The sequence below is a fragment of the Cronobacter sp. HA18006 genome (assembly GCF_011605445.1).
GTDB lineage: Bacteria > Pseudomonadota > Gammaproteobacteria > Enterobacterales > Enterobacteriaceae > Cronobacter > Cronobacter sakazakii.
On sequence record NZ_JAANQB010000011.1, the window covers coordinates 1234626 to 1254362 of the forward strand.

A 19737-nucleotide genomic window follows, 5' to 3' on the forward strand; every position below is an offset into this window, starting at 1 on the left:
TTATTTTCTCACCGTAAAGATCATCGATATTGTCGAATTGGCAACCGCTCCACGCCTGAATCCTTTATGCATATATAAGCGCTGAGCCGGAATATTGCTTTCATCCACTTCAAGGCCAATTTCAGTCGCGCCTTTTGTCTGGAGTAAACTCAAGCATTGTGTTAATAATTGGCTACCAATGCCGCGCTTCTGAACTTGTGGTAAAACTGACACGTTAGTAATAAATCCCTGTTGCGTATCGTCATTAAAATAAGCAGCCACAAGACCAACCAATTTGTTGTCAAGCCAAGCTTCAGTACGCCAAGCATGATCGGTAATTTTTTTTGCATAATCAGGAATTGCTATTTTTGCGGCAAGCGAGGTAACAAACGTTTCTTCACACTGACTGAGGTGTTCCGCTACCTCTTGTGAAGTTGCACAATTTTGCAAAAAATGATAAGCCGTCATAAAATCATTTCCGCCAGACCAAATCCCCCTTTGCCGAATGCATTACCGTTATAAAGTAAATAAACCTTGCCGTCACAACGGAAAAGGTGCGGGTAGCATTGCATTTCGCTGTCCCACTCATCTTTAGAGCAAAGCGACGCAACCTGACTGTCGTCGCGATGCCAAACCTGTAAATCCTGAGACCAGGCATAACCCAGACGATAACCTCGTCCTCCGCCGCGGCGAAAATCAAAACATTCGCGAAAACAAAAAACCATATGGTATCGATCGCCTGTCTGAATCACTGTCGGTAGCGCCTGGCACTCATCGTCACCGAGAACAGGTTCGATAATGGTTTTGCTATCGCGCCTCCAGTCAATGCCGTTATCAGATATCGCATGTGCTATTTTATAAATACGTTCCGGCACTGCAACGGCGGACGGCTTCTTCCAGCCGGTGCCGAAGATGTACCACATATGAAAAGATCCATTGAGATGAAGCACAAATGCGTCTCCCACAAGGTGGGGTTCATGCAGCGATGCTGCCATAACGGGACCAGTTGCGATGCGGGTAAAGCTTTCGCCTTCGTCTTCGCTGATTGCAAGGCCAATAGCGGTATCCACCGAAACGGAAACTCGCCGGTTCCATCCCGTGGTCCAAGCCATAATTTTTCCTTCATGACGCAACACGTTAAACGGGAAAATACCATGTTCGTCAAAGGCGCCGAGTTCAGCCGGTCCGATGACGGGCGAAGGGCTGACACGAATAACTTCCTGCAGTGATTTATCCATATCCACGTAACAAACCCGGCTAACAAATTTGCCATCTTGAGCATCTCGCTCTCGGGTTGAGAAAAAGATCCGCACATAGTCTTCAAAAACTAGCGTCTGTGGTGACTGAGCAAACCCTACGCCGTTCGCCAGCGGTGGATAAAGCGTTGGAGAATAAATTAAGCCGCGTTTTTTCCAGTTCAGCATCAGCGTAACTCTCCTTCTAGTTTTGCCAGACCAAAACCGTAGCGACCAACCTGGTCACCGAGATAAGCCATATAGGTCGTGCCATCAAGCTCAAATACGTGCGGGTAGCTGATCATTTCCGCATCCCATCCAGATTCAGAGACATCAATGCCAACTTTGCTATCATCACGATGCCAATCGATAAGGTTTTCGCTCCATGCATATCCGATGCGATACCCGTTCTGCTTACCACGATAATGAGCACTATAGCGGTAACAAAAGAACATATGGTATTTGCCGTTGGCGAAAAACACGTCAGGGCTTGCCTGCGCTTCATCTTCTTCAATGCGGCTGGGGATCAAATCTTTATCGCATTTTTTCCAATGGACGCCATCTTCTGAAGTGGCCATGCGAATTTTATAGACGGGTTCCGGACGGCCTTCCACCAGCTTCCACTTTTGCCCGGCAATGTAGAAAAGTTGCCACTGGTCGTTGAATCGACGAATCTTAGGGCCACTTATCACAAAGGGTTCGCCAGGGCTATAACTAATAATCGGACCTGGTCCCGCTTTTATAAAGGTTTCTCCATCATCATGGCTTACTGCCATGCCTATGGCGACGTTAAATGGGACAGATTCACAGCGTGTCCATCCGGCATACCATGCTTTGACTATTCCATTCTCGCGGATAACGCTGACAGGATAGGTACCAAATTCATCAAACTCACCATGCCCACCCAGTTCAAGGATTGGTCGGCTAGAAAAACGCAACACTCGAAAAAGATCGTCGCGAGCCAAGTCTACCCATGCAGAATAACTGACGTACATGCCATTCTCATCGGCAGGAGGACGACACGAAAAATAGACGCGCACGAAGTCGTCAAAAACCAGCGTGGCGGGTGCCTGAGCAAATTCCTTGAGCCACGGAAGATGGGTGATTTCTTGGGGGGTAAACACTTTACCCAATTTTTTCCATGTAAACATATCAATTTAACTCGTAGCCAGTTTTAAGATGATGAATAATCTCATCACGTGCGTTAAACATCATTACGTCAACAATTGAAAGCCAAGGAATAAAGTCCGCACCTGATTGTTTATAAAGCCACGAACGCGGCTGAATAAATTTCAGCACTATTCCATTAACATTAAAATCGCGCTGGGAATAAAGTGCAACGCCTCCCGGTGGATTAATATACGTTTCGGCCTTAAGGACACGACAGAGTTCTAATACTCGATCTTGCGCTTTTAGCGTATGTTCGGCATCAATAGCTGAGGACACTAGTAATTCGCAGTCTAAAGAGAAATAATCTCGAAGCGTAACCAGCCCCTGGAAAAGATAGTCAAATAAATTGCACGATTCTTGTTTAACAATCCGCTCAATTAGCGGCATCACATCTCGGTAAAAGGGAGCTTGCCGGTAAGCACCAGCAATTTGATTGCACAACTTTTCGCGGTCGAAGGTATCAGAGAGCTCTCGCTGACGAACATCTAGATAATCTGATCCTTTTTTCAAGGGCAACGAAATTAAACCTTCCACCCCACGATTCTGAATGCGATTGCGATTTATCCACCCTTTTTTTGTGTATTTGATATTATCATATACAACAAAGGTATCCACTGATGCCATCAGCTGAAAATAGCCGATATATGGAAAAAAATAGGGTTGCATAATCGCAAGTTTCATACTAAATACTTCCTAACCGTTAACCACAAGTGCAGGTTCCAATATCTTTTCAGCTTCGGTAAATAAGCTCTTAATAACTTCAACAATTCGGTGCTGCTCTTCTTCGGCCAACCCTGGGAAAATAGGCAAACAAAGCACCGCTTGAGAAATACCATCGGCCACGGGCAAATGACTAACATTTGCAGTCGGGAAATGGCGATACATTGGAAAAGCGCTGATTAGTGGATAAAAATAGCGTCGAGCGTAAATATTATGTTGACGTAAAGCAGTGTATACATCATCGCGACTTACCCTGCAAAAATCATCAAAAAGCACAGGAAAATAAGAGTAATTCCATGACACATTGTCAGCCGGAGTAATATATTTCACTTCTGGCAGAGATTCACGCAACAGATTAACGTAACGTTGATAAACTATCGCTCGTTCCTCAAGAGCACCATCGATATATTTTAGCTGTAAAAGACCCATGGCGGCCTGAACTTCGTTCATTTTTGCATTAATACCCGGGGCCATAACAACGGTTTCATCAGCAAAGCCAAAATTCTTGAGATAATCGATACGCTGTTTGGTTTTAGCGTCGTGACAGATAATTGCGCCGCCTTCGAAAGTATTGAATACTTTTGTTGCGTGGAAACTAAGAACAGATAAATCACCGTAGTTAAGGATGCTGCTATCATTCTCTTTTACGCCAAAGCAGTGGGCAGCATCATAAATCACTTTCAGACCATAAGTATCTGCGATGCGCTGAATACGCTCCATATCGCAAGGAATGCCGTAGCAGTGTACAGGCAGTATAGCCGTTGTCTTCGGAGTGATCAGCTCTTCAATTTTGTCTGGGTCAATATTGAAAGTCACTGGATCGATATCAGCAAATACTGGCGTCAGGTCGTTCCATAACAGGCTGTGTGAGGTAGCCACAAACGAATATGGAGTCGTGATAACCTCTCCCGAGATACGTAATGTTTGTAGCGCTGTCAGCAGCGCAAGCGTTCCATTAGAAAAGAGGCAGACGTGCTTAACCCCAAGGTAATCGGCGAGCGCCTGTTCCAGTTGCTGATGAAACTGGCCGCCATTGGTCAGTATTTTGCTTTCCCAAAGCGTCTCAAGATAAGGAATGAATTCTTCAAGCGGCGGAAGCAGCGGGCTCGTAACATAGACTTTGTTTTGCATTAGCACACCTCAATATAAACCTGTGGGTATCATTCATGAGCAGCAAATTTCCGCTGCTCAATCCCCTATTCTTCAACCGTGAAACTTTGCGCAGGAAGTCCAGCGCAATAGAGATGCCAAGCCTGACGCAGTGCTTTTTCCAGCGGAGCCGCAGCATTAAAGCCAGGCTGTTGCATAGGTATGTTGTCACGCATGTTCTGGCGTAAGGCATTCAATTCGTCCAGATTGCTTTGCCACCACACTGCTTTCTCCAGGTATTCATCCTGACTCCCCACAATAAAAGATTGCAGTCCGTAGATGTGCATTGTTTCCACACTTTGCCGTGACGCTGGGGTAGCGCCTGCAATACTCAATGTCGGTACGCCCATCCAGACGGCATGGCTGGTAGTTGTACCGCCGGTATAAGGAAATGAATCCAGCAACAAATCAACTTCATGGTGCATATGAAGATAGTTTTCAAGATTGGTGGTTCGCCGGAAGATAAGTTGCTCTTCCTGAACTCCAAGCGCATAGAGCTTCTTGCGATAACGGGCTATCATCTCGTCGTCGTCCATAAAGCCGATAAGTAACCTTGCCGTGGCATTACGCGACAAGATTTTCGCCCAGAGAGAAAAAACTTCTTTATTAAGCTTTTTCGGACGATTAAAACTGCCGTAGGTAAAGTACCCGTTGCTGAGTGCAGGCAGCGGATTGATCTCCGGGCTTAACGGACTTGGCGCGAAAAAGTTTTGAAGTGGTATATAAAGCAACTTTTCGCTGTGCTGGGCGTCCATTTCGCCAGGCTTGCCGAAACCTGGCGTAACAATACGGTAATCCATTTGCGCCAAGCCCGAAGTTCCCGGGTAACCAAGCCAGGTAATCTGAATGGGCGCGGGCTTGAAACCGAACATCGGTAAGCGCGTGCCAGTGGTATGCCCCGACAAATCAAAAAGAATATCTATTTTGTCTTCTACGATTTGCTGCGCAAGCTCCGCGTTACTAAATCCTGTTATGGTGCGCCACAGCGCAGCGCTTTTCGCAAAATGTTCACTCACTTCGTCATATTTTTCGCTATTGCTGTAAGCAATTAACTCGAAATCATTGCGATTCAAATTATCCCAGAAGGGCAAGAAAAAGTTACTAACCGGATGCTGGCGAAGATCGGCAGACACAAAGCCTACACGCAATTTACGGTTCGGCTCATTGTTAACGTTATGACGCACCGTCACTTGTTGCGATGCCACCCATTCGTTAACCTGACGCCCATACTCCTTATGTGCTGTGATAAGCTCCACAGGAGATACGCTTGCATCGTGGCTCATCACAAACAAAAGGCTAGTGAATGTGTCAAAATCTGGACTTTTCAGAGCCAGAGACTTTTCGAGGAAATACCGCGCATCGGCCATCTTCTGGTTATCACTGAAAATGATCCCCATGATGCTCAAAAAATAAGGTACATCCGCTCGCAGCCGTATAGCCTGACGGGCGCACTTTTCAGCAATGGTCATCTCACGGCGCTCATGATAGAGGCATGCAAGCAGGTTCCAGCAATTAGCGTTCTTATCGTCGATTCGGAGCAAGGCTAGCAGCAATTTGCGCGCCTCAAGGAAATCGTCGGTTTTGAACAGAGCAGTGGCCAGATCAAAATAGCTATCCCAGTGCAGAGCATAGTGGCTCAACAGGCGACTTGTTAACAGAAATGAGGTTTGCCAGGCTCCCATCAGCAGGTTAGTTCGTGCCTGGCAGCGCAGCAAATGCACATTATCAGGATCGTCTTTAAGCCGGTCAGCCACTATCTCGCAAGCTTTTTTGTTCCTGCCCTGCCTGATAAGCGCGTTAACCTCATCATAGAGACTATCGTATTTATCATCGCCGCCTGCTGTATGTTGCGTGCCTTTGAGAGTATCTGAAAACCCACCGTATTTAGGCTCACAGCCGAAGATAAGAATGGCGAGATATACATGCTTTATTACCGCAACGTCATCCGATTTCATAAAGCTTTGCAGCGCAAAACGCCAGGCATCTACCGAGCCCGTCAGCAATCCTTTTTCTCGTAGCGACTTAAACAGCGACCAGCTCGATTCGTCATAAAACTGAACGCCGCATTCTGCGAAACGCCACTCTTCACGGCTTAATGTTACAGCTTGTCCCCAGTAATTATGGAGAACAAGCGTATCTTGAATTGCAAAATTCGCTTCGCACACCGGCGCAATCAGGCGCAGCGCCTCGTCCCGCGCCTGATTATAGGCACAGGGCATGGCGCTCACCATCAGTCCATTAATGGTATTAGCGAGAAGATCCTGCAGAGATCCAATCAGCTCCGCACGTGTGTCGCGGCTAGGTTCCTGTGGAAAGCGGCAGTGGAACAGTAACTGCTCAAAGCTCAGACTTAACGGCCAGACATCAGCCAGCACGTCGAGAACCTGCAACGTTGTTTTGTTTTCAGTTTTAACAGGCGTACCGTCTTGCCCAACATGGCAGTTAATCATCGCGCCATTGTTATTAAACTGTCGCTTGAAACAGCCCGCCCAGTGCAAATGCTCAACCGATTTAAGATTAGGAGCTATAGCGGCACCTGACGTACCTGTATGTGTAAGCAGGCTAAAACGCTCGGTTCGATCAATAGCAAAGTCGAGGTATTGTTGGCTGGTTGCACGTACGCTAGCACTGCCAATCAAACCGTGCATCTGAGCAATATGCGCTCCAAAATAAGTTGCCAACTCGCATTGTGGAACCGCATCTCCAATATAGCTAAAACCTGCATTTGAAATTTGCTGGTAGAAATCAACGAAGTAATCAGCCTGGTTAACATTACCGAGATAGCGGAAAGCGAGCGAAAGGTCGCTGCTTTGTTCCGCTTCGTTTACCCGATTTTTCAGACCACCTTCCGGCAGAGTCATTGCAAGATAACTGAGCATGCCCCGAGCCGATGCCAGTTGCATATCAATATCGCGGGCACCACTCGCATGAAAACTTAACGAATCCTGAAGGATTTTTGCATCGCGCGCACCGGGTAATACTTGCCAGTGAATGGCGAGAATACCTGACGAGGAAAGCTGCGTCTGGCACCACCGGAGTAGCTCGGCGCGTTCATCGCCGCCCATCAGCGCAAAAAGCCCTCGTAGGACAATATAGTCAAATTTACCTAAGTCAGAAGCGAGCAAATCGGCAAGCCCAGCGTGATGAAGCTCAATATTAGACAGCGCATATTGTTCAATACGCTGCTGACCGCGCGCAATGTCTTCTTCATTGATATCAACACCCAGCGAAACGCTTTCCGGCCACGCTAGCGCGTTTGCGATAAGCGCCTCGCCTTGACCGCATCCCAGCTCAAGGATACGCGACTGCGTGGGCATGACGGCCTCGGCGTGATAAAGCGAAGCCGCCATATGAAGCGTAACGGGCATCCGAGATGAGACAGAGTAGAAACTTTTCAAAGCTATATACCCACTGAAAAATCAGAGTTGTGTAAAAACCTTTATACAAGCCTTCACAGCGCTAGATATTTTTCGCGCAGGGCTTTCTTGTAATAATGGTAATCACCATTGCCATCTTTACAGGTCGTCACTATCCAGCTAAAAGCATTATCAGAGTGTTTGATATCAATAATTTTCGAAATTTCTTCTCGCGCAATTGCCATTTTTTCTATGGCACTAAGCTCATCCATGGCACAAGAGAGTGCAATCTGGTCGAGAAACCATACAGCGTTATCTTTATTGAGATTAGTTTCTATAAACCTTGCCACAGTGTCGAAATATTTATTAGCTAATTCTCCGCCTTCGGTATAGACAAAACAAGCTGCAATATCCTCCCAGAAAGGTGCTCCCTCATGCAAAGTGAAAATTAATTTTTGCTGATTCAGACCACGCTTCACTTCAGCCCAAGACTTCCGCACCAGACAATCGGCATCTAACATCATGATAGGGCTATTCATCTTTTTCATGGCATGCCGCAAAAAAACGTACCGGCGGCAAGCATAGTGTACATTAACACTCGTTTGAGCATTAAAATACTCAGTACTAAGCGAAATTGATAAGTCACTCAACCCTGCTGCTAATGCACGGACGTCGCGCTCAATTTCCTCATCACAATTATAAATGTGCAAATGAACATTTAATTCATTATGATTCGTTTCATATATAGAAAGCACAAGAGGAATGGCATGCTCAAAAAAATACTTTTTATCACAGCCCACGAGAACATTTGTTTTTCCATTATTTTCAGGCTCAATCAGCCAATTATAGCGAGAATCTTGCTTTTCATAGCCGCATTCAAGCAACGGACGAAAATCAATAAATGAATCAGGATAACCGCCCAGCTTATAAATCCCACAGACCACCATAACCAGCGTCATAGCATCCTCGCCTACCAGGTCAGGATTTGAGGTCAGCTGCTCGATAATCACCTGTGCCTGGTTATAATCCTCTTCCATTAGGCAAATAAGAAGCAGAATTTTAAGAACGCACGGTGTTTCACTGAGTATTGCAAGATTATTAGAAATAAGGAATAAAGCCGAATCAATTTCGTTAATACGAAACAGAATTTGAATAGAACTTACCAGGTAATTGATATTATCTGAAAGCTGAAGCGCTTCGACCACCCGGCTTGTAATCAGCTCGATTTTCTCGGGTGCCATCGCGACTTGCTTGCCGCCAGAATGCGCATCAAACGCTTCGTTGGAAAGTGCTATTGCGCTCATCATCAGCTTTAGCGCACGGTCTTGCTCAGGTGCCAGCTCTGTTTCAGCAGCAAACAGCTTTTCTTCGAGCGTGCCGACATCTGCACTGGCGTAGTTTAGGATCTCTATTGCGATATGCGCAGGCAGGGCATCCGATTCAGGTAAATAAATAGTGTGAGTAAAGACATCACGATAATACTGATGCATAGCTCGCGTGCGCGCGAAAGTATTCATTTTATTTTGACCTATTAATTACTCTTTAGCCTGTAGAGCAGAGGATTAGAGCTTATCACTCTACGGCCAACCGTAATGGCTAGAACAAAACCTAAATTTCCCTCTTATTTTCCATATTAGCAATAGGCTCGCTGACAACGCTGACAAACAATAGATGAAAAAAAAGGTTGCTGTTTCCAGCAACCTTTTTGAAAGCTTGAGCGTCTATTAACGCAGCAGGGACAGCATGGACTGCGGAACCTGGTTTGCCTGAGACAGTACAGAAGTACCAGCCTGTTGCAGGATCTGAGCGCGAGACATGTTAGAAACTTCGGTCGCGTAGTCAGCGTCCTGAATACGGGACTGTGCCGCAGTCAGGTTGTTGATAGAGTTGTTCAGGTTGTTGATAGTAGATTCAAAACGGTTCTGAATCGCACCCATGTTAGAACGCGCGGTATCGATTCTCGCGATAGCGGCGTCTGCTGCAGAGATTACCGTCTGTGCAGTAGAGTTATTTGTGATAGTAGTGTTCAGCGTAGTGCTGAGTGAACCGGAAGTCGCGTTGATCAGGGCGTTAGTGCCGATAGAGATGGTATCGTTATCAGAAGTACCAGCGCCAACCTGAATTTTCAGAGCGGTGTTTACAGTACCGTTCAGCAGGGATTTGCCGTTGAAGTTAGCGCCACCAGCGATACGGTCGATTTCAAGCAGACGCTGAGTGATTTCCGTGTTGATGGAAGTCAGGTCGGTAGAACCGTTGGTGTCGTTCGCAGCCTGAACAGCCAGCTCACGGATACGCTGTAAGTTGGTGTTGATTTCGTTCAGGTTACCTTCAGCGGTCTGAACCAGGGAGATGCCGTCGTTTGCGTTACGAGCAGCCTGGGTCATACCTTTAACCTGAGAGGTCATACGGTTAGCAATCGCCTGGCCAGCAGCGTCGTCTTTCGCGCTGTTGATACGCAGACCAGAGGACAGACGCTCGATAGCAGTGCCCAGAGCAGACTGAGATTTGTTCAGGTTGGTCTGAGTGGTCAGGGACAAAAGGTTAGTATTGATAACTGACATAATTTAATTCCTTCAAAAATTGGGTTTAGGTTCGGTGCCTAACACTCACGGCGTCTCTCACCGTCAACAAGGTTATCGACGCTTCTTAAAAAGACTTTAGAAACAAACTCAAAAAATTTATATGTTATTGTTCTTTAAAGAATTGTTTTATTTAATGTCTTTTTATAAGTCTCAGAACTAAGATTTTTCTTATGTATTGTATAAATAAATTCTGGCTGCCATTTCCTTATTATTAATGCGGGTTGGTCATTTTTTTCTGACTTTTTTGCAGACATATAAAGAAGGGAAATATTTCACTTAAGGCAGGCTATCGGCTCAATAGCCTGCGTCTGCATCATCTATTCCAGGGATTATTTTTTTGCCGCCAGGAGTAAACTTTTGCTTTGCGTCGCCGATAAGAGACTGAAACGACCATCGACTTCAAGGAAATCACGCATGGCTACAATCAGTAATCTCGGGGTAGGCTCGAATCTTGGGCTTGCCGATCTGTATGACAAGCTGGAAGCGGCAGAACAAACCAAACTGACGGTTATTACCAAACAGCAGACGACGTATAACACGCAGTTAAGCGCCTACAGCAAGCTGCAAAGCTCGCTGCAGAGCCTGCAAACCGCGACGGCCACGCTCGGTAAAGCCGCAACATGGAACTCAACCTCGGTCAGCAGCACCAATACCGCGTTTGCGGCGACCACCACCAGCGATGCGATGACCGGTGATTACACCGTCAACGTAAAACAGATGGCGAAAGCGCAGGTGCTGACCTCTGGCTCTATCGCCAGCAACACCACGCAGCTGGGTGCCACCACGGGCACCACCCGTACCGTCACCATCAGCCAGCCGGGCACGTCCAAACCGCTGACCGTTTCTCTGGCTGATGGCGATACCTCGCTGAACGGCATCGCAAAAGCGATTAACAAAGCAGGCGGCAATGTTTCCGCGAGCGTGATTAAAGCGTCTGACGGTGACTACCGCCTGATGCTGACCTCCAAAACCACCGGCACCAGCAATGACATGACCGTCACGGTCACCGGCGACGATACCCTGCAGGGGATTATCGGCTTCGATTCCAGCACCAAAACCGGCGCGCTCTCCATCCAGACGGCCTCTCAGAACGCCAAAGTGGTGGTGAACGATATCGAAATCGAACGCTCCACTAACGTGATTTCTGACGCGCTGCCGGGCACCACGCTGACGCTGAAAGCACAGAGCACCGCTAACGAAACGCTCTCTGTGACCCGCGCGACCGACGCTAACAAAAAGGCCGTGACCGACTGGGTGACCGCGTATAACGCGCTGCAGTCCACCATTGCTTCTGTGACCAAGTACGTCAAAGTGGATGCGGGCGATACGCAATCCTCCAACAACGGCGCGCTGATCGGCGACAGTAACGTACGTTCCATCCAGTCTCAGCTGCGCAGCACGCTGACGCAGGTGCAGAGCGGCAGTATCGCTATCATGGCACAGCTCGGCATCACACAGGACCCGGTTCTGGCTGCCGACGGCGCCGCTGGCGTACTGAAAGTTGACGATGCGAAACTGACTAAAGCGTTGACCGAAAACCCGGACGCCGTTCAGGCCTACTTCGTGGGCGACGGTAAAGCGACCGGTATGGCCACGCAGATGAATAACACCCTGACCTCTATGCTGAGCACCACCACCGGCAAAGAAGGCGTTATTCAGAATGCGAAAGACAGTATTAACGACACGCTGAAATCGCTGGATAAGCGCTATACCGCGATGGAAGCTTCCATTGAAGCCACCATGGCGCGTTATAAGTCACAGTTTAGCAACCTGGATTCCCTGGTAAACAAACTGAACAGCACCTCAACGTACCTGACTAAACAGTTCTCCTCTTCAAGCAGTTAAGGAACGGATATGTACAATAGCTCTGGTGTTCAGGCCTATCAGCAGGTAGGCCTGGAAAGTGCGGTAATGAGCGCAAGCCCACACCAGCTGGTCGTAATGTTATTTGACGGGGCACTCAGTGCCCTTGTCCGCGCGCGCCTGTTTATTGAACAGGGCGACACGGTGGCAAAAGGTCAGGCGCTGACTAAAGCCATTAACATTATCGATAACGGACTCAAAGCTGGCCTGAATATGGATATTGGCGGCGATTTACCGCGTAACCTGGCCTCGCTTTATGAATACATGGTGCGACGTTTACTGCATGCGAACCTGCGTAACGATGTTGATGCCATCAATGAAGTTGAAACCCTGATGACCAATATTGCTGACGCCTGGAAGCAGATTGGTCCCGGCACCACTCTCGCGCAGGAAACGTTCTGATGAATGATTTCATCTCATCCCTAAACAACTGGCAGGCGCTGTACGCGCTTAGTAATACCATGCTCAGCCTGGCGAACTCAGGACAGTGGGATGAGCTGATTGAACAGGAAGTAAAGTACGTTACCCTGGTAGAAGCGATTGCCCGCAACCCAATCGAGCCGGATAACAGCGTGTTTCAGGAAAAAGCGCGTGAGCTGCTGACGAAGGTGCTGGCCAACGAAGCAGCGCTGAAAATCAAGCTTCAGGCGCGGATGGAAGAATTACGCGTACTGATTGAGCAGAACGGCAATCAGAAATCGCTGGTATCCGCCTACGGTAAGCTTTCTGGCAATGTGTTAATGCCAAACGATTTCAATCAATGATTTCCTGTCATTCAGGGCCGCGGTATTACGCCGCGGCCCTGCGCTTTTCTCCTGTCCGGGAATGTAAATATTTCAGTGTGATGTGTGAAGCGGGTGTGCGGCCTGGTGGTGGGGGTTTGGCCTTTGGCGGGGTTTGGCGTGGTGGTGGGTGCGCTACGCTTACCCACCCTACAAAAGACATTCCGGCCCATAGGGCAGGTAAGCGTCGCGCACCCGCCATTTATAAATCCAGACCCGACCCTGACGTAGGGCGGGTAAGCGCAGCGCACCCGCCGCCAGCCGCCCATAAAAAAGCCCGGCTCGCAGATACGCGCCAGGCTCACTTTCACTGCCAACGCACGGTTACGGCAGCGGCGTATCCAGCGGATTTTTGGTAAGGAAATCCGCGCACTCGGTCGTCGGACGGTTCACACGCTCAAGCGTCATCCCGGCATACTCCAGCGTATCGCCCTCGCGCGACAACTTATAAACCTCAAGCTTATTGGTCACGTTATAAAGGGTATCATCGCGACGCATCAGCTTCCCTGGCAGCGCAATCACCCGCTGCCACTGACGGCAGTCAAGCGTATCGCCTGCAGGCGTCACCACCAGGCTCGCGATCGCCTCCGGGCTTACCAGCTCACTTTGCGGCCCTTTCGACTGCCAGTACCCCGCTATTCCCGCAGGCGGCGGCGTTTTCACCACCTCGTTATAGTTCTCCACCTGAACGCATCCGCTCAGCCCCAGCATCATCAATCCCAGCGCGATTTTTTTCATCGTTTGTCCTGCCCGTGAAGAAAAAAAGATTGTGGCATTAAAGCGTTAACGCTTCCACCCCAACGCGGCGGCGCGGGAATTGATCCAGATTCACTTTTGCCGAATTTTTGCTGTGCGAAAACCGCCAGCGGCGTAAGATGCGGGCTTCTTTTGGCGCGCTCGCAGCGCCTTTTAGTTCCGTCTGAGTTCAGAGGCTAAAATTCATGTCATGGCACGACTTTAAACAGCAATATCTTGTTCGTTTCTGGGCCCCGCTGCCCGCCGTAATCGCCGCAGGCATCCTCTCCACTTACTATTTCGGCATCACCGGCACCTTCTGGGCCGTTACCGGCGAATTCACCCGCTGGGGCGGACAACTCTTACAGCTCTTCGGCGTTCACGCTGAAAACTGGGGCTACTACAAGCTGATTCATCTCGAAGGCACCCCGCTGACCCGCATCGACGGGATGATGATTATCGGGATGTTCGGCGGCTGCTTCGCGGCGGCGCTGTGGGCCAACAATGTGAAGTTGCGTATGCCACAGCATCGCATCCGCATTATTCAGGCGGTCGCGGGCGGCATCATCGCGGGCTTCGGCGCGCGTCTGGCGATGGGCTGCAACCTGGCGGCGTTTTTTACCGGCATTCCGCAGTTCTCGTTGCACGCCTGGTTTTTCGCGCTGGCGACAGCCATCGGCTCGTGGTTCGGCGCGCGTTTTACCCTGCTGCCGCTGTTTCGTATTCCGGTAAAAATGCAGAAAGTGAGCGCCGCCGCGCCGCTGACGCAAAAGCCTGACCAGGCGAAGCGCCGTTTTCGCATCGGGATGCTGGTGTTTGCGGGCATGATTGGCTGGGCACTGCTCACGGCCATGAACGCGCCGAAACTGGGCCTCGCGATGCTGTTCGGCGTCGGTTTCGGCCTGCTTATCGAACGCGCGCAGATCTGCTTTACCTCCGCGTTTCGCGATATGTGGATAACCGGCCGCACCCATATGGCTAAAGCGATTATTTTTGGGATGGCGGTGAGCGCCATCGGCATCTTCAGCTATGTCCAGTTGGGTGCCGAGCCGAAAATCATGTGGGCTGGCCCGAACGCGGTGCTCGGCGGGCTGCTGTTCGGCTTCGGTATTGTGCTGGCCGGCGGCTGTGAAACCGGCTGGATGTATCGCGCCGTGGAAGGCCAGGTGCACTACTGGTGGGTGGGGCTTGGCAACGTGATTGGCTCCACCGTGCTGGCGTATTTCTGGGATGACCTTGCGCCGTCGCTTGCGACCAGCTGGGACAAAATCAATCTGCTGAATACATTCGGGCCACTCGGCGGACTGCTGGTGACGTATCTGCTGCTTTTCGCCGCGCTGATGCTGGTCATCGCGCAGGAGAAACGCTTTTTCCGCCGTCAGAAACCTGCCGCCACCGCTGCGGCTATTAAGGAGGGCGCATGAACGCCATTACCCCTGATTATCGCCTGGATATGTCCGGCGAGCCCTGCCCTTACCCGGCGGTCGCCACGCTCGAAGCGCTGCCGCAGCTGAAAAAGGGCGAGATCCTGGAAGTCATCAGCGACTGCCCGCAGTCGATTAATAACATTCCGCTGGATGCCCGCAACCACGGCTATACAGTGCTGGATATCCAGCAGGATGGCCCCACCATCCGTTATCTCATTCAGAAATAACCCTCAGCGCCCTCCCCGCCGGGAGGGCGCGCGGTTCCTGCCCTATACTTCGGTAAAAGCCTGTTAACCGGAGCCTGCTATGTGCGGCAGATTTGTCCAGACCTTAAGCCGTGAAGCGTACCTCGCGGCGCTTGATGAAACGACGGAGCGCGATATCGCTTTCGACCCGGAGCCGCTGGCGCGCTATAACGTCGCGCCCGGCACCCGCGTGCTGTTACTGAGCCAGCGCGATGATGTGTTGCATCTCGACCCTGTTCACTGGGGCTATGCGCCAGCGTGGTGGCATAAAACGCCGCTGATTAACGCGCGCGTGGAAACCGCCGCCACCAGCCGGATGTTTAAGCCGCTGTGGCAACACGGGCGCGCGATTGTCTTTGCCGACGGCTGGTATGAATGGAAACGCGAAGGCGATAAAAAGCAGCCTTATTTCATTCACCGCGCTGATGGCGAGCCGCTGTTTTTCGCCGCCATCGGCAAAGCGCCGTTTGAGCATGGCGACGACCGGGAAGGGTTTGTGATTGTCACCGCGGCGGCGGACAAAGGGCTTGTCGACATCCACGACCGCCGTCCGGTGGCGCTGACGGCGGAGGCCGCGCTTGCCTGGCTTAGCCCGGAGACCTCAGACAAGCGCGCAGAAACGCTCGCGCACGACGGCGCGCTCGGGCCTGACGCGTTTATCTGGCACCCGGTGGATCGCGCGGTAGGGAATATCAGAAACCAGAGCCCGGACCTGCTCGCCCCTGTTGATAACCCTGTCGTGTGACGCTGTTATTAGATAATCTTTCGTATTACGGGCATGATGTTAAGAAAGAACTTAATCAGAGAACGTATACGATGCGCAAAACAACGATGATTTTAGTGATAGTGGCAGTTGTCGTCTGGTGCGCCGATTATATGGGCTGGCTGTAATGCCGGATAATATGGCCCGTCGAGACGGGCCGCGGCGTCAATAAGCTCAGCGCGCTTGCGCCAGCCAGACGGTGCGTCCCCCGCTCGCCGCGTCATTCGGGCGAAACGTGAGAACGTCAAAGCCATGCGCATTCAGCAATTGCGTGTATTCCTCCGGCGACAGGCTCGCGTGATATAACGCCTCACCCAGAAATTCTCCCACCGCTTCGCCATTTTCCGGCCCGCTGTTGAAAAGTAATTTTGCGCTCGGCTTCGCGTGCTGCTGAAAAATAGCAAACATGGCGCGCTGATCTTCACGCGTGAGATGAAAAAAGCTGTCCCAGGCAATCAGAGCATCAAAACGCGCGCTAAGCGACAGCGTTCTCATATCACCGGTTAACCAGCGGTGGCGCGGCAGCCGTTCCCGACAAAGGGCAACCAGCGCAGGCGTTACGTCAATGCCGGTGATATCAAACCCTTTGCTGTCGATATACGTACCTACCGGGCTTCCTGACCCGCAGCCGATATCGAGCACGGTACCGCCCTCCTGCAGCCCCTCCAGTACGGCATCGAGCCACGGCTGCTCAACAAATCGCGTCTGTCTTATCTCGTCCCACTGCAGGGCATGGTGGCGGTAAAAATGCGCGACGGTCTTTGAGGAAGGATGAGTCATAAGGCGTATCCTGGATGAAATTGAAAGACTGAGTATACGCACACGGGCGAGCGCCTGGAGCCGCCGATTCCAGGTGGGTGGCGTTAAGTTTTTTACGTGACCGCGTAAATAAGCAGCCCGCTCCCCGCTTTCTGCGGGAGCCGTGAACGTCGGGCAGGCAAACCTTGCTGGCCATCAGTTACTCTTTACCGAAAAATACTCGTCCGTTTTTCGGTTGTGAACGTGTTGCCAGGTGCAATAGATTCACCGGACACCTCATCACCGGAGAGCCACATGAATTTCACCGATCTTGACAGCCTGAACGCCCCTTTACTGATCGCTAACGTCTGAGGCAGCAAAGAGGCATAAAACCTGTCAGGGCGCATCCCACGGCGCATCCCGCCAGCGTTCCAGCAGAAAATCACTGAACACCGTCAACCGGCGAGCAATGGGTTCTCGCCGCGCCCGCACGATGCTGATCCTGGAAGGGGTCGCTTCCCACTCCGGCAAAACGCGTACTAACCGCCCGTCACGCAGTTCTTCATGTATATCCCAGGTCTCTCGCAGCGAGATGCCCATCCCGGCAAGGCACCAGGCGTGAAGCACGTCGCCGCTGTCGCTGCACAGCGTGCCGCCCACCGCGACAGCTTTTTCCATGCGGCCTTTGCGCAGCGGCCAGATGCTTTGCTGCAGGCCCGGATAGGCGAACACCAGGCAGTTATGCTGCGCCAGATCTTGCGGATGAGCAGGCTGCCCGTGCGCTTTCAGATAATCAGGAGATGCCGCCAGGATACGGCGGTTGTCGGCCACACGCAGCGCGACCAGCCGCGAATCGGCCAGCTCACCCATACGGATAGCCAGGTCCAGATCGTCGCTATACAGATCCTGCATCTGGTCGGAGAGCCGCAGGTCGAAAGTGACACCAGGATGCAGGCGGCAGAAATCCTGGATGGCCGGTGCCACGTACTTACGCCCAAACGGCATGGGCGCGGTCAGGCGGATAATGCCGCGCAGATCGCGGCTGGCACCCGTCGCCACTTCCTGCATTTCTTCCAGTACGCCCAGCGCGACCTTCGCCCGCTCGGCAATAGCGCGCCCTTCATGGGTGATGCGCAGGTTGCGCGTGTTTCGCTCAAACAGAGTCGCGCCCAGCGCCTGCTCCAGCCGGGCTATCTGCTTGCTCACGGTCTTGGGTGCCAGGTGCAGGGCGCGCGCCGCCGCAGAAAAGCTCCGGCACTCAACGACGTGCACAAATACCGCCAGGTCATCAAGATTGCGTAAAGTCATTTGGTACGATTCAGGGAAAGTGTTTGTCGATTATGGTCATTTATATGGTAGATCGGCATCACTAGAATGGCGATCAAAACCTGGCGTGTCGCAGTAAGTATTGGTCTTTGGCGACGCGCCGCTTTCCCCCGAAGATCGTCATCTCCAGCCCCTGCTTCACCCTTTTCATGGGGGTGCTGGCTGATGAGAATCGCCCGTGGCCCGGCGCGTCATCGTGTCCGTCACATCGGCGAAGGCGGTCTTCGGTTTTGCAATACAGGAGCCCCAAACCATGCCACACCCTTTGTTCGTCCTGATCCACCATAAACGTAAAAAAACGGCTGAGGAAGCCGACAGCGCGCCCGGCGGTCCCGCGACCGTGACGAAATTCCCGCTGGAGCTAAACCACCGGCAGCAGGAGGTTACGGTATGAGTGAACGTATGCCTTTCGTCATCTATGTCTTCGCGCTTTGCGCCTTTGCGCTGGGCTTTACTGAGTTCGTTACTATCGGGCTGGTGTCAACCATCTCTGCCGATTTGCATACCACTGTCAGCCAGGTTGGCATGGCGGTCACAGCCTACGCTCTGGGCGCGGTGATCGGCGCGCCTGTTTTGACCGCGCTGGCAACCCGCTGGCCGCGCAAGCGGCTACTGCTGGTGGCGATGGCAATGTTCACGCTGGGCAACGCGGTGGTAAGTATGTCCGATGCGTTGACGTCCATGCTGGTCGCTCGTTTTGCTTCAGGCCTGGGGCATGGTGTTTTTCTCGCTGTGGCGTCCAGCGTGGCAACGCAGCTTGCCGGGCAGCATCGCGCTGGTGCGGCCGTCGCGGTAGTTTTCGGCGGGCTGACGCTGGCACTGGCGATTGGCGTGCCAGTCGGCACCTATTTGGGCAGTTTGTTAAGCTGGCAGGTTATCTTTATGGGAGTGGCAGGCAGTGGCGCCATTGGCTTTCTGGGCTTACTGACGCTGATGCCAGCGGAACGTGACGATACCTTAACGCAGGCTAATGCGATGAACGGACTTCGGGCCATATTCAATCCGCGTTTACTGGCAGGCGCCAGTATCACCGTACTGGCCTATGCAGGATCGTTCGCGCTATATACCTATATTTCACCCGTTTTACAGCAAGTGACGAAGGTTAGCTCAGGCACTGCCAGCCTGTTGATGCTGGGTTATGGCATCATGGCAGCCATTGGCAACGTATGGGGTGGGCGACTCACCGATCGTAAGGGGTCCGATGCGGCCGTGATGACGGTGCTTGTCGGCCTCGCCGTCGTGTTGTTGGCTATCTGGCTATCAGCGTCGTCATTGCCACTGATGGTGCTGCTCACAGGCTTGCTGGGAGCACTGACTTACGCGGCTGTACCGGCCTTGCAGGCACGTGTTATCAGATTGTCCCATAGCCATGCGCCGCACGCTCCCGCCGTTGCCGCTGGATTAAACATTGCTGGCTTCAACGGTGGCATTGCACTGGGTTCACTGTTCGGAGGGGCGAGTCTGGAAGTTATGGGACTGACCAGCACCGCCTGGGTTGGTGCTATCGTTGTGGGCCTGGGAGTTATCTGGATGCTGTGGCAAATGCGGCGCCCCGCTTTTCTTATCACAACGCTTCACGGCCAGATGAACGACACGAACACAATGTGAATGGGTGTCCGTACCGATTAAAAAAACCAACCTGTTGCGGTTGGTTTTTTTTGCCTGCG

19 protein-coding genes are annotated in these 19737 nt (G+C 51.4%); 8 read left to right on the forward strand and 11 right to left on the reverse strand.

Annotation, left to right across the window (positions count from 1 at the left end; all coding sequences use genetic code 11):
- The 8 genes from G9X48_RS07615 to G9X48_RS07650 all read right to left on the reverse strand — a co-directional run bounded on the left by G9X48_RS07615 (position 1) and on the right by G9X48_RS07650 (position 10170).
- Positions 1 to 447, reverse strand: coding sequence for a GNAT family N-acetyltransferase (locus G9X48_RS07615; RefSeq protein ID WP_044593397.1), 447 nt, complete (start codon positions 445 to 447; stop codon positions 1 to 3).
- Positions 444 to 1403, reverse strand: a complete 960-nt coding sequence (locus tag G9X48_RS07620; RefSeq protein ID WP_038880143.1) for a hypothetical protein — start codon at positions 1401 to 1403, stop codon at positions 444 to 446. The genes G9X48_RS07615 and G9X48_RS07620 overlap by 4 nt, the downstream gene beginning before the upstream one ends.
- A complete protein-coding gene (locus tag G9X48_RS07625) occupies positions 1403 to 2365 on the reverse strand; it encodes a glycosylase (RefSeq protein ID WP_038880141.1) in 963 nt (320 codons plus the stop codon). The genes G9X48_RS07620 and G9X48_RS07625 overlap by 1 nt, the downstream gene beginning before the upstream one ends.
- Before the next feature lies 1 nt (position 2366).
- Positions 2367 to 3065, reverse strand: coding sequence for a WbqC family protein (locus G9X48_RS07630; RefSeq protein WP_038880137.1), 699 nt, complete (start codon positions 3063 to 3065; stop codon positions 2367 to 2369).
- Positions 3066 to 3077: 12 nt separating this feature from the next.
- A complete protein-coding gene (locus G9X48_RS07635; protein WP_007868879.1) occupies positions 3078 to 4235 on the reverse strand; it encodes a DegT/DnrJ/EryC1/StrS family aminotransferase in 1158 nt (385 codons plus the stop codon).
- Between the two features lie 65 nt (positions 4236 to 4300).
- On the reverse strand, positions 4301 to 7603 hold the full coding sequence (locus G9X48_RS07640) for a bifunctional class I SAM-dependent methyltransferase/glycosyltransferase (RefSeq protein ID WP_234005233.1): 3303 nt from the start codon (positions 7601 to 7603) through the stop codon (positions 4301 to 4303).
- A gap of 101 nt (positions 7604 to 7704) precedes the next feature.
- The gene (locus G9X48_RS07645; protein WP_007868885.1) at positions 7705 to 9126 is read right to left on the reverse strand and encodes a hypothetical protein; all 1422 of its coding nucleotides are present in this window, start codon (positions 9124 to 9126) and stop codon (positions 7705 to 7707) included.
- A gap of 207 nt (positions 9127 to 9333) precedes the next feature.
- Positions 9334 to 10170, reverse strand: coding sequence for a flagellin (locus tag G9X48_RS07650; protein WP_038880134.1), 837 nt, complete (start codon positions 10168 to 10170; stop codon positions 9334 to 9336).
- A 435-nt stretch (positions 10171 to 10605) separates the two neighbouring features.
- Between G9X48_RS07650 and fliD the strand changes: the two genes are divergently transcribed.
- Genes fliD through fliT form a run of 3 tightly spaced genes read left to right on the forward strand, consistent with a single transcriptional unit; the run spans position 10606 to position 12818 of the window.
- Positions 10606 to 12036, forward strand: a complete 1431-nt coding sequence (gene fliD, locus G9X48_RS07655) for a flagellar filament capping protein FliD (RefSeq protein ID WP_038880131.1) — start codon at positions 10606 to 10608, stop codon at positions 12034 to 12036.
- Positions 12037 to 12045: 9 nt separating this feature from the next.
- Positions 12046 to 12456, forward strand: a complete 411-nt coding sequence (fliS, locus tag G9X48_RS07660; RefSeq protein ID WP_007850993.1) for a flagellar export chaperone FliS — start codon at positions 12046 to 12048, stop codon at positions 12454 to 12456.
- A complete protein-coding gene (gene fliT, locus G9X48_RS07665; protein WP_004386798.1) occupies positions 12456 to 12818 on the forward strand; it encodes a flagella biosynthesis regulatory protein FliT in 363 nt (120 codons plus the stop codon). Before fliS ends, fliT begins: the two co-directional genes overlap by 1 nt.
- Before the next feature lie 342 nt (positions 12819 to 13160).
- Here fliT and yedD read toward each other — a convergent pair whose 3' ends face one another.
- A complete protein-coding gene (yedD, locus tag G9X48_RS07670) occupies positions 13161 to 13574 on the reverse strand; it encodes a lipoprotein YedD (protein WP_007868892.1) in 414 nt (137 codons plus the stop codon).
- Between the two features lie 203 nt (positions 13575 to 13777).
- Here yedD and yedE point away from each other — a divergent pair, with 203 nt between their 5' ends.
- The 3 genes from yedE (at position 13778) to G9X48_RS07685 (ending at position 15988) form a co-directional block, all read left to right on the forward strand.
- Complete coding sequence (gene yedE / locus G9X48_RS07675) at positions 13778 to 14995, forward strand: selenium metabolism membrane protein YedE/FdhT (RefSeq protein ID WP_007868894.1); 1218 nt, start codon at positions 13778 to 13780, stop codon at positions 14993 to 14995.
- Positions 14992 to 15225 (forward strand): sulfurtransferase-like selenium metabolism protein YedF, encoded by a 234-nt coding sequence (yedF, locus tag G9X48_RS07680; RefSeq protein WP_004386794.1) that lies wholly within the window; start codon positions 14992 to 14994, stop codon positions 15223 to 15225. The genes yedE and yedF overlap by 4 nt, the downstream gene beginning before the upstream one ends.
- 79 nt (positions 15226 to 15304) lie before the next feature.
- Positions 15305 to 15988, forward strand: a complete 684-nt coding sequence (locus tag G9X48_RS07685; RefSeq protein WP_007868896.1) for an SOS response-associated peptidase — start codon at positions 15305 to 15307, stop codon at positions 15986 to 15988.
- 192 nt (positions 15989 to 16180) lie between these two features.
- Here G9X48_RS07685 and G9X48_RS07690 read toward each other — a convergent pair whose 3' ends face one another.
- Positions 16181 to 16786 carry a class I SAM-dependent methyltransferase gene (locus G9X48_RS07690; RefSeq protein WP_007868899.1) on the reverse strand — a complete coding sequence of 202 codons (606 nt, stop codon included), beginning with the start codon at positions 16784 to 16786 and terminating at the stop codon, positions 16181 to 16183.
- A gap of 354 nt (positions 16787 to 17140) precedes the next feature.
- Complete coding sequence (locus G9X48_RS07695; RefSeq protein WP_004386791.1) at positions 17141 to 18052, reverse strand: LysR family transcriptional regulator; 912 nt, start codon at positions 18050 to 18052, stop codon at positions 17141 to 17143.
- Between the two features lie 271 nt (positions 18053 to 18323).
- On the opposite strand from G9X48_RS07695, the gene G9X48_RS07700 reads away from it, so the two are divergent.
- Together G9X48_RS07700 and G9X48_RS07705 are read left to right on the forward strand one after the other, a co-directional pair.
- Entirely contained in the window at positions 18324 to 18464 is a 141-nt protein-coding gene (locus G9X48_RS07700; protein WP_007868912.1) for a hypothetical protein, read from the forward strand.
- On the forward strand, positions 18461 to 19678 hold the full coding sequence (locus tag G9X48_RS07705; protein WP_007868916.1) for an MFS transporter: 1218 nt from the start codon (positions 18461 to 18463) through the stop codon (positions 19676 to 19678). Before G9X48_RS07700 ends, G9X48_RS07705 begins: the two co-directional genes overlap by 4 nt.
- The last annotated feature ends 59 nt before the right edge of the window (positions 19679 to 19737 follow it).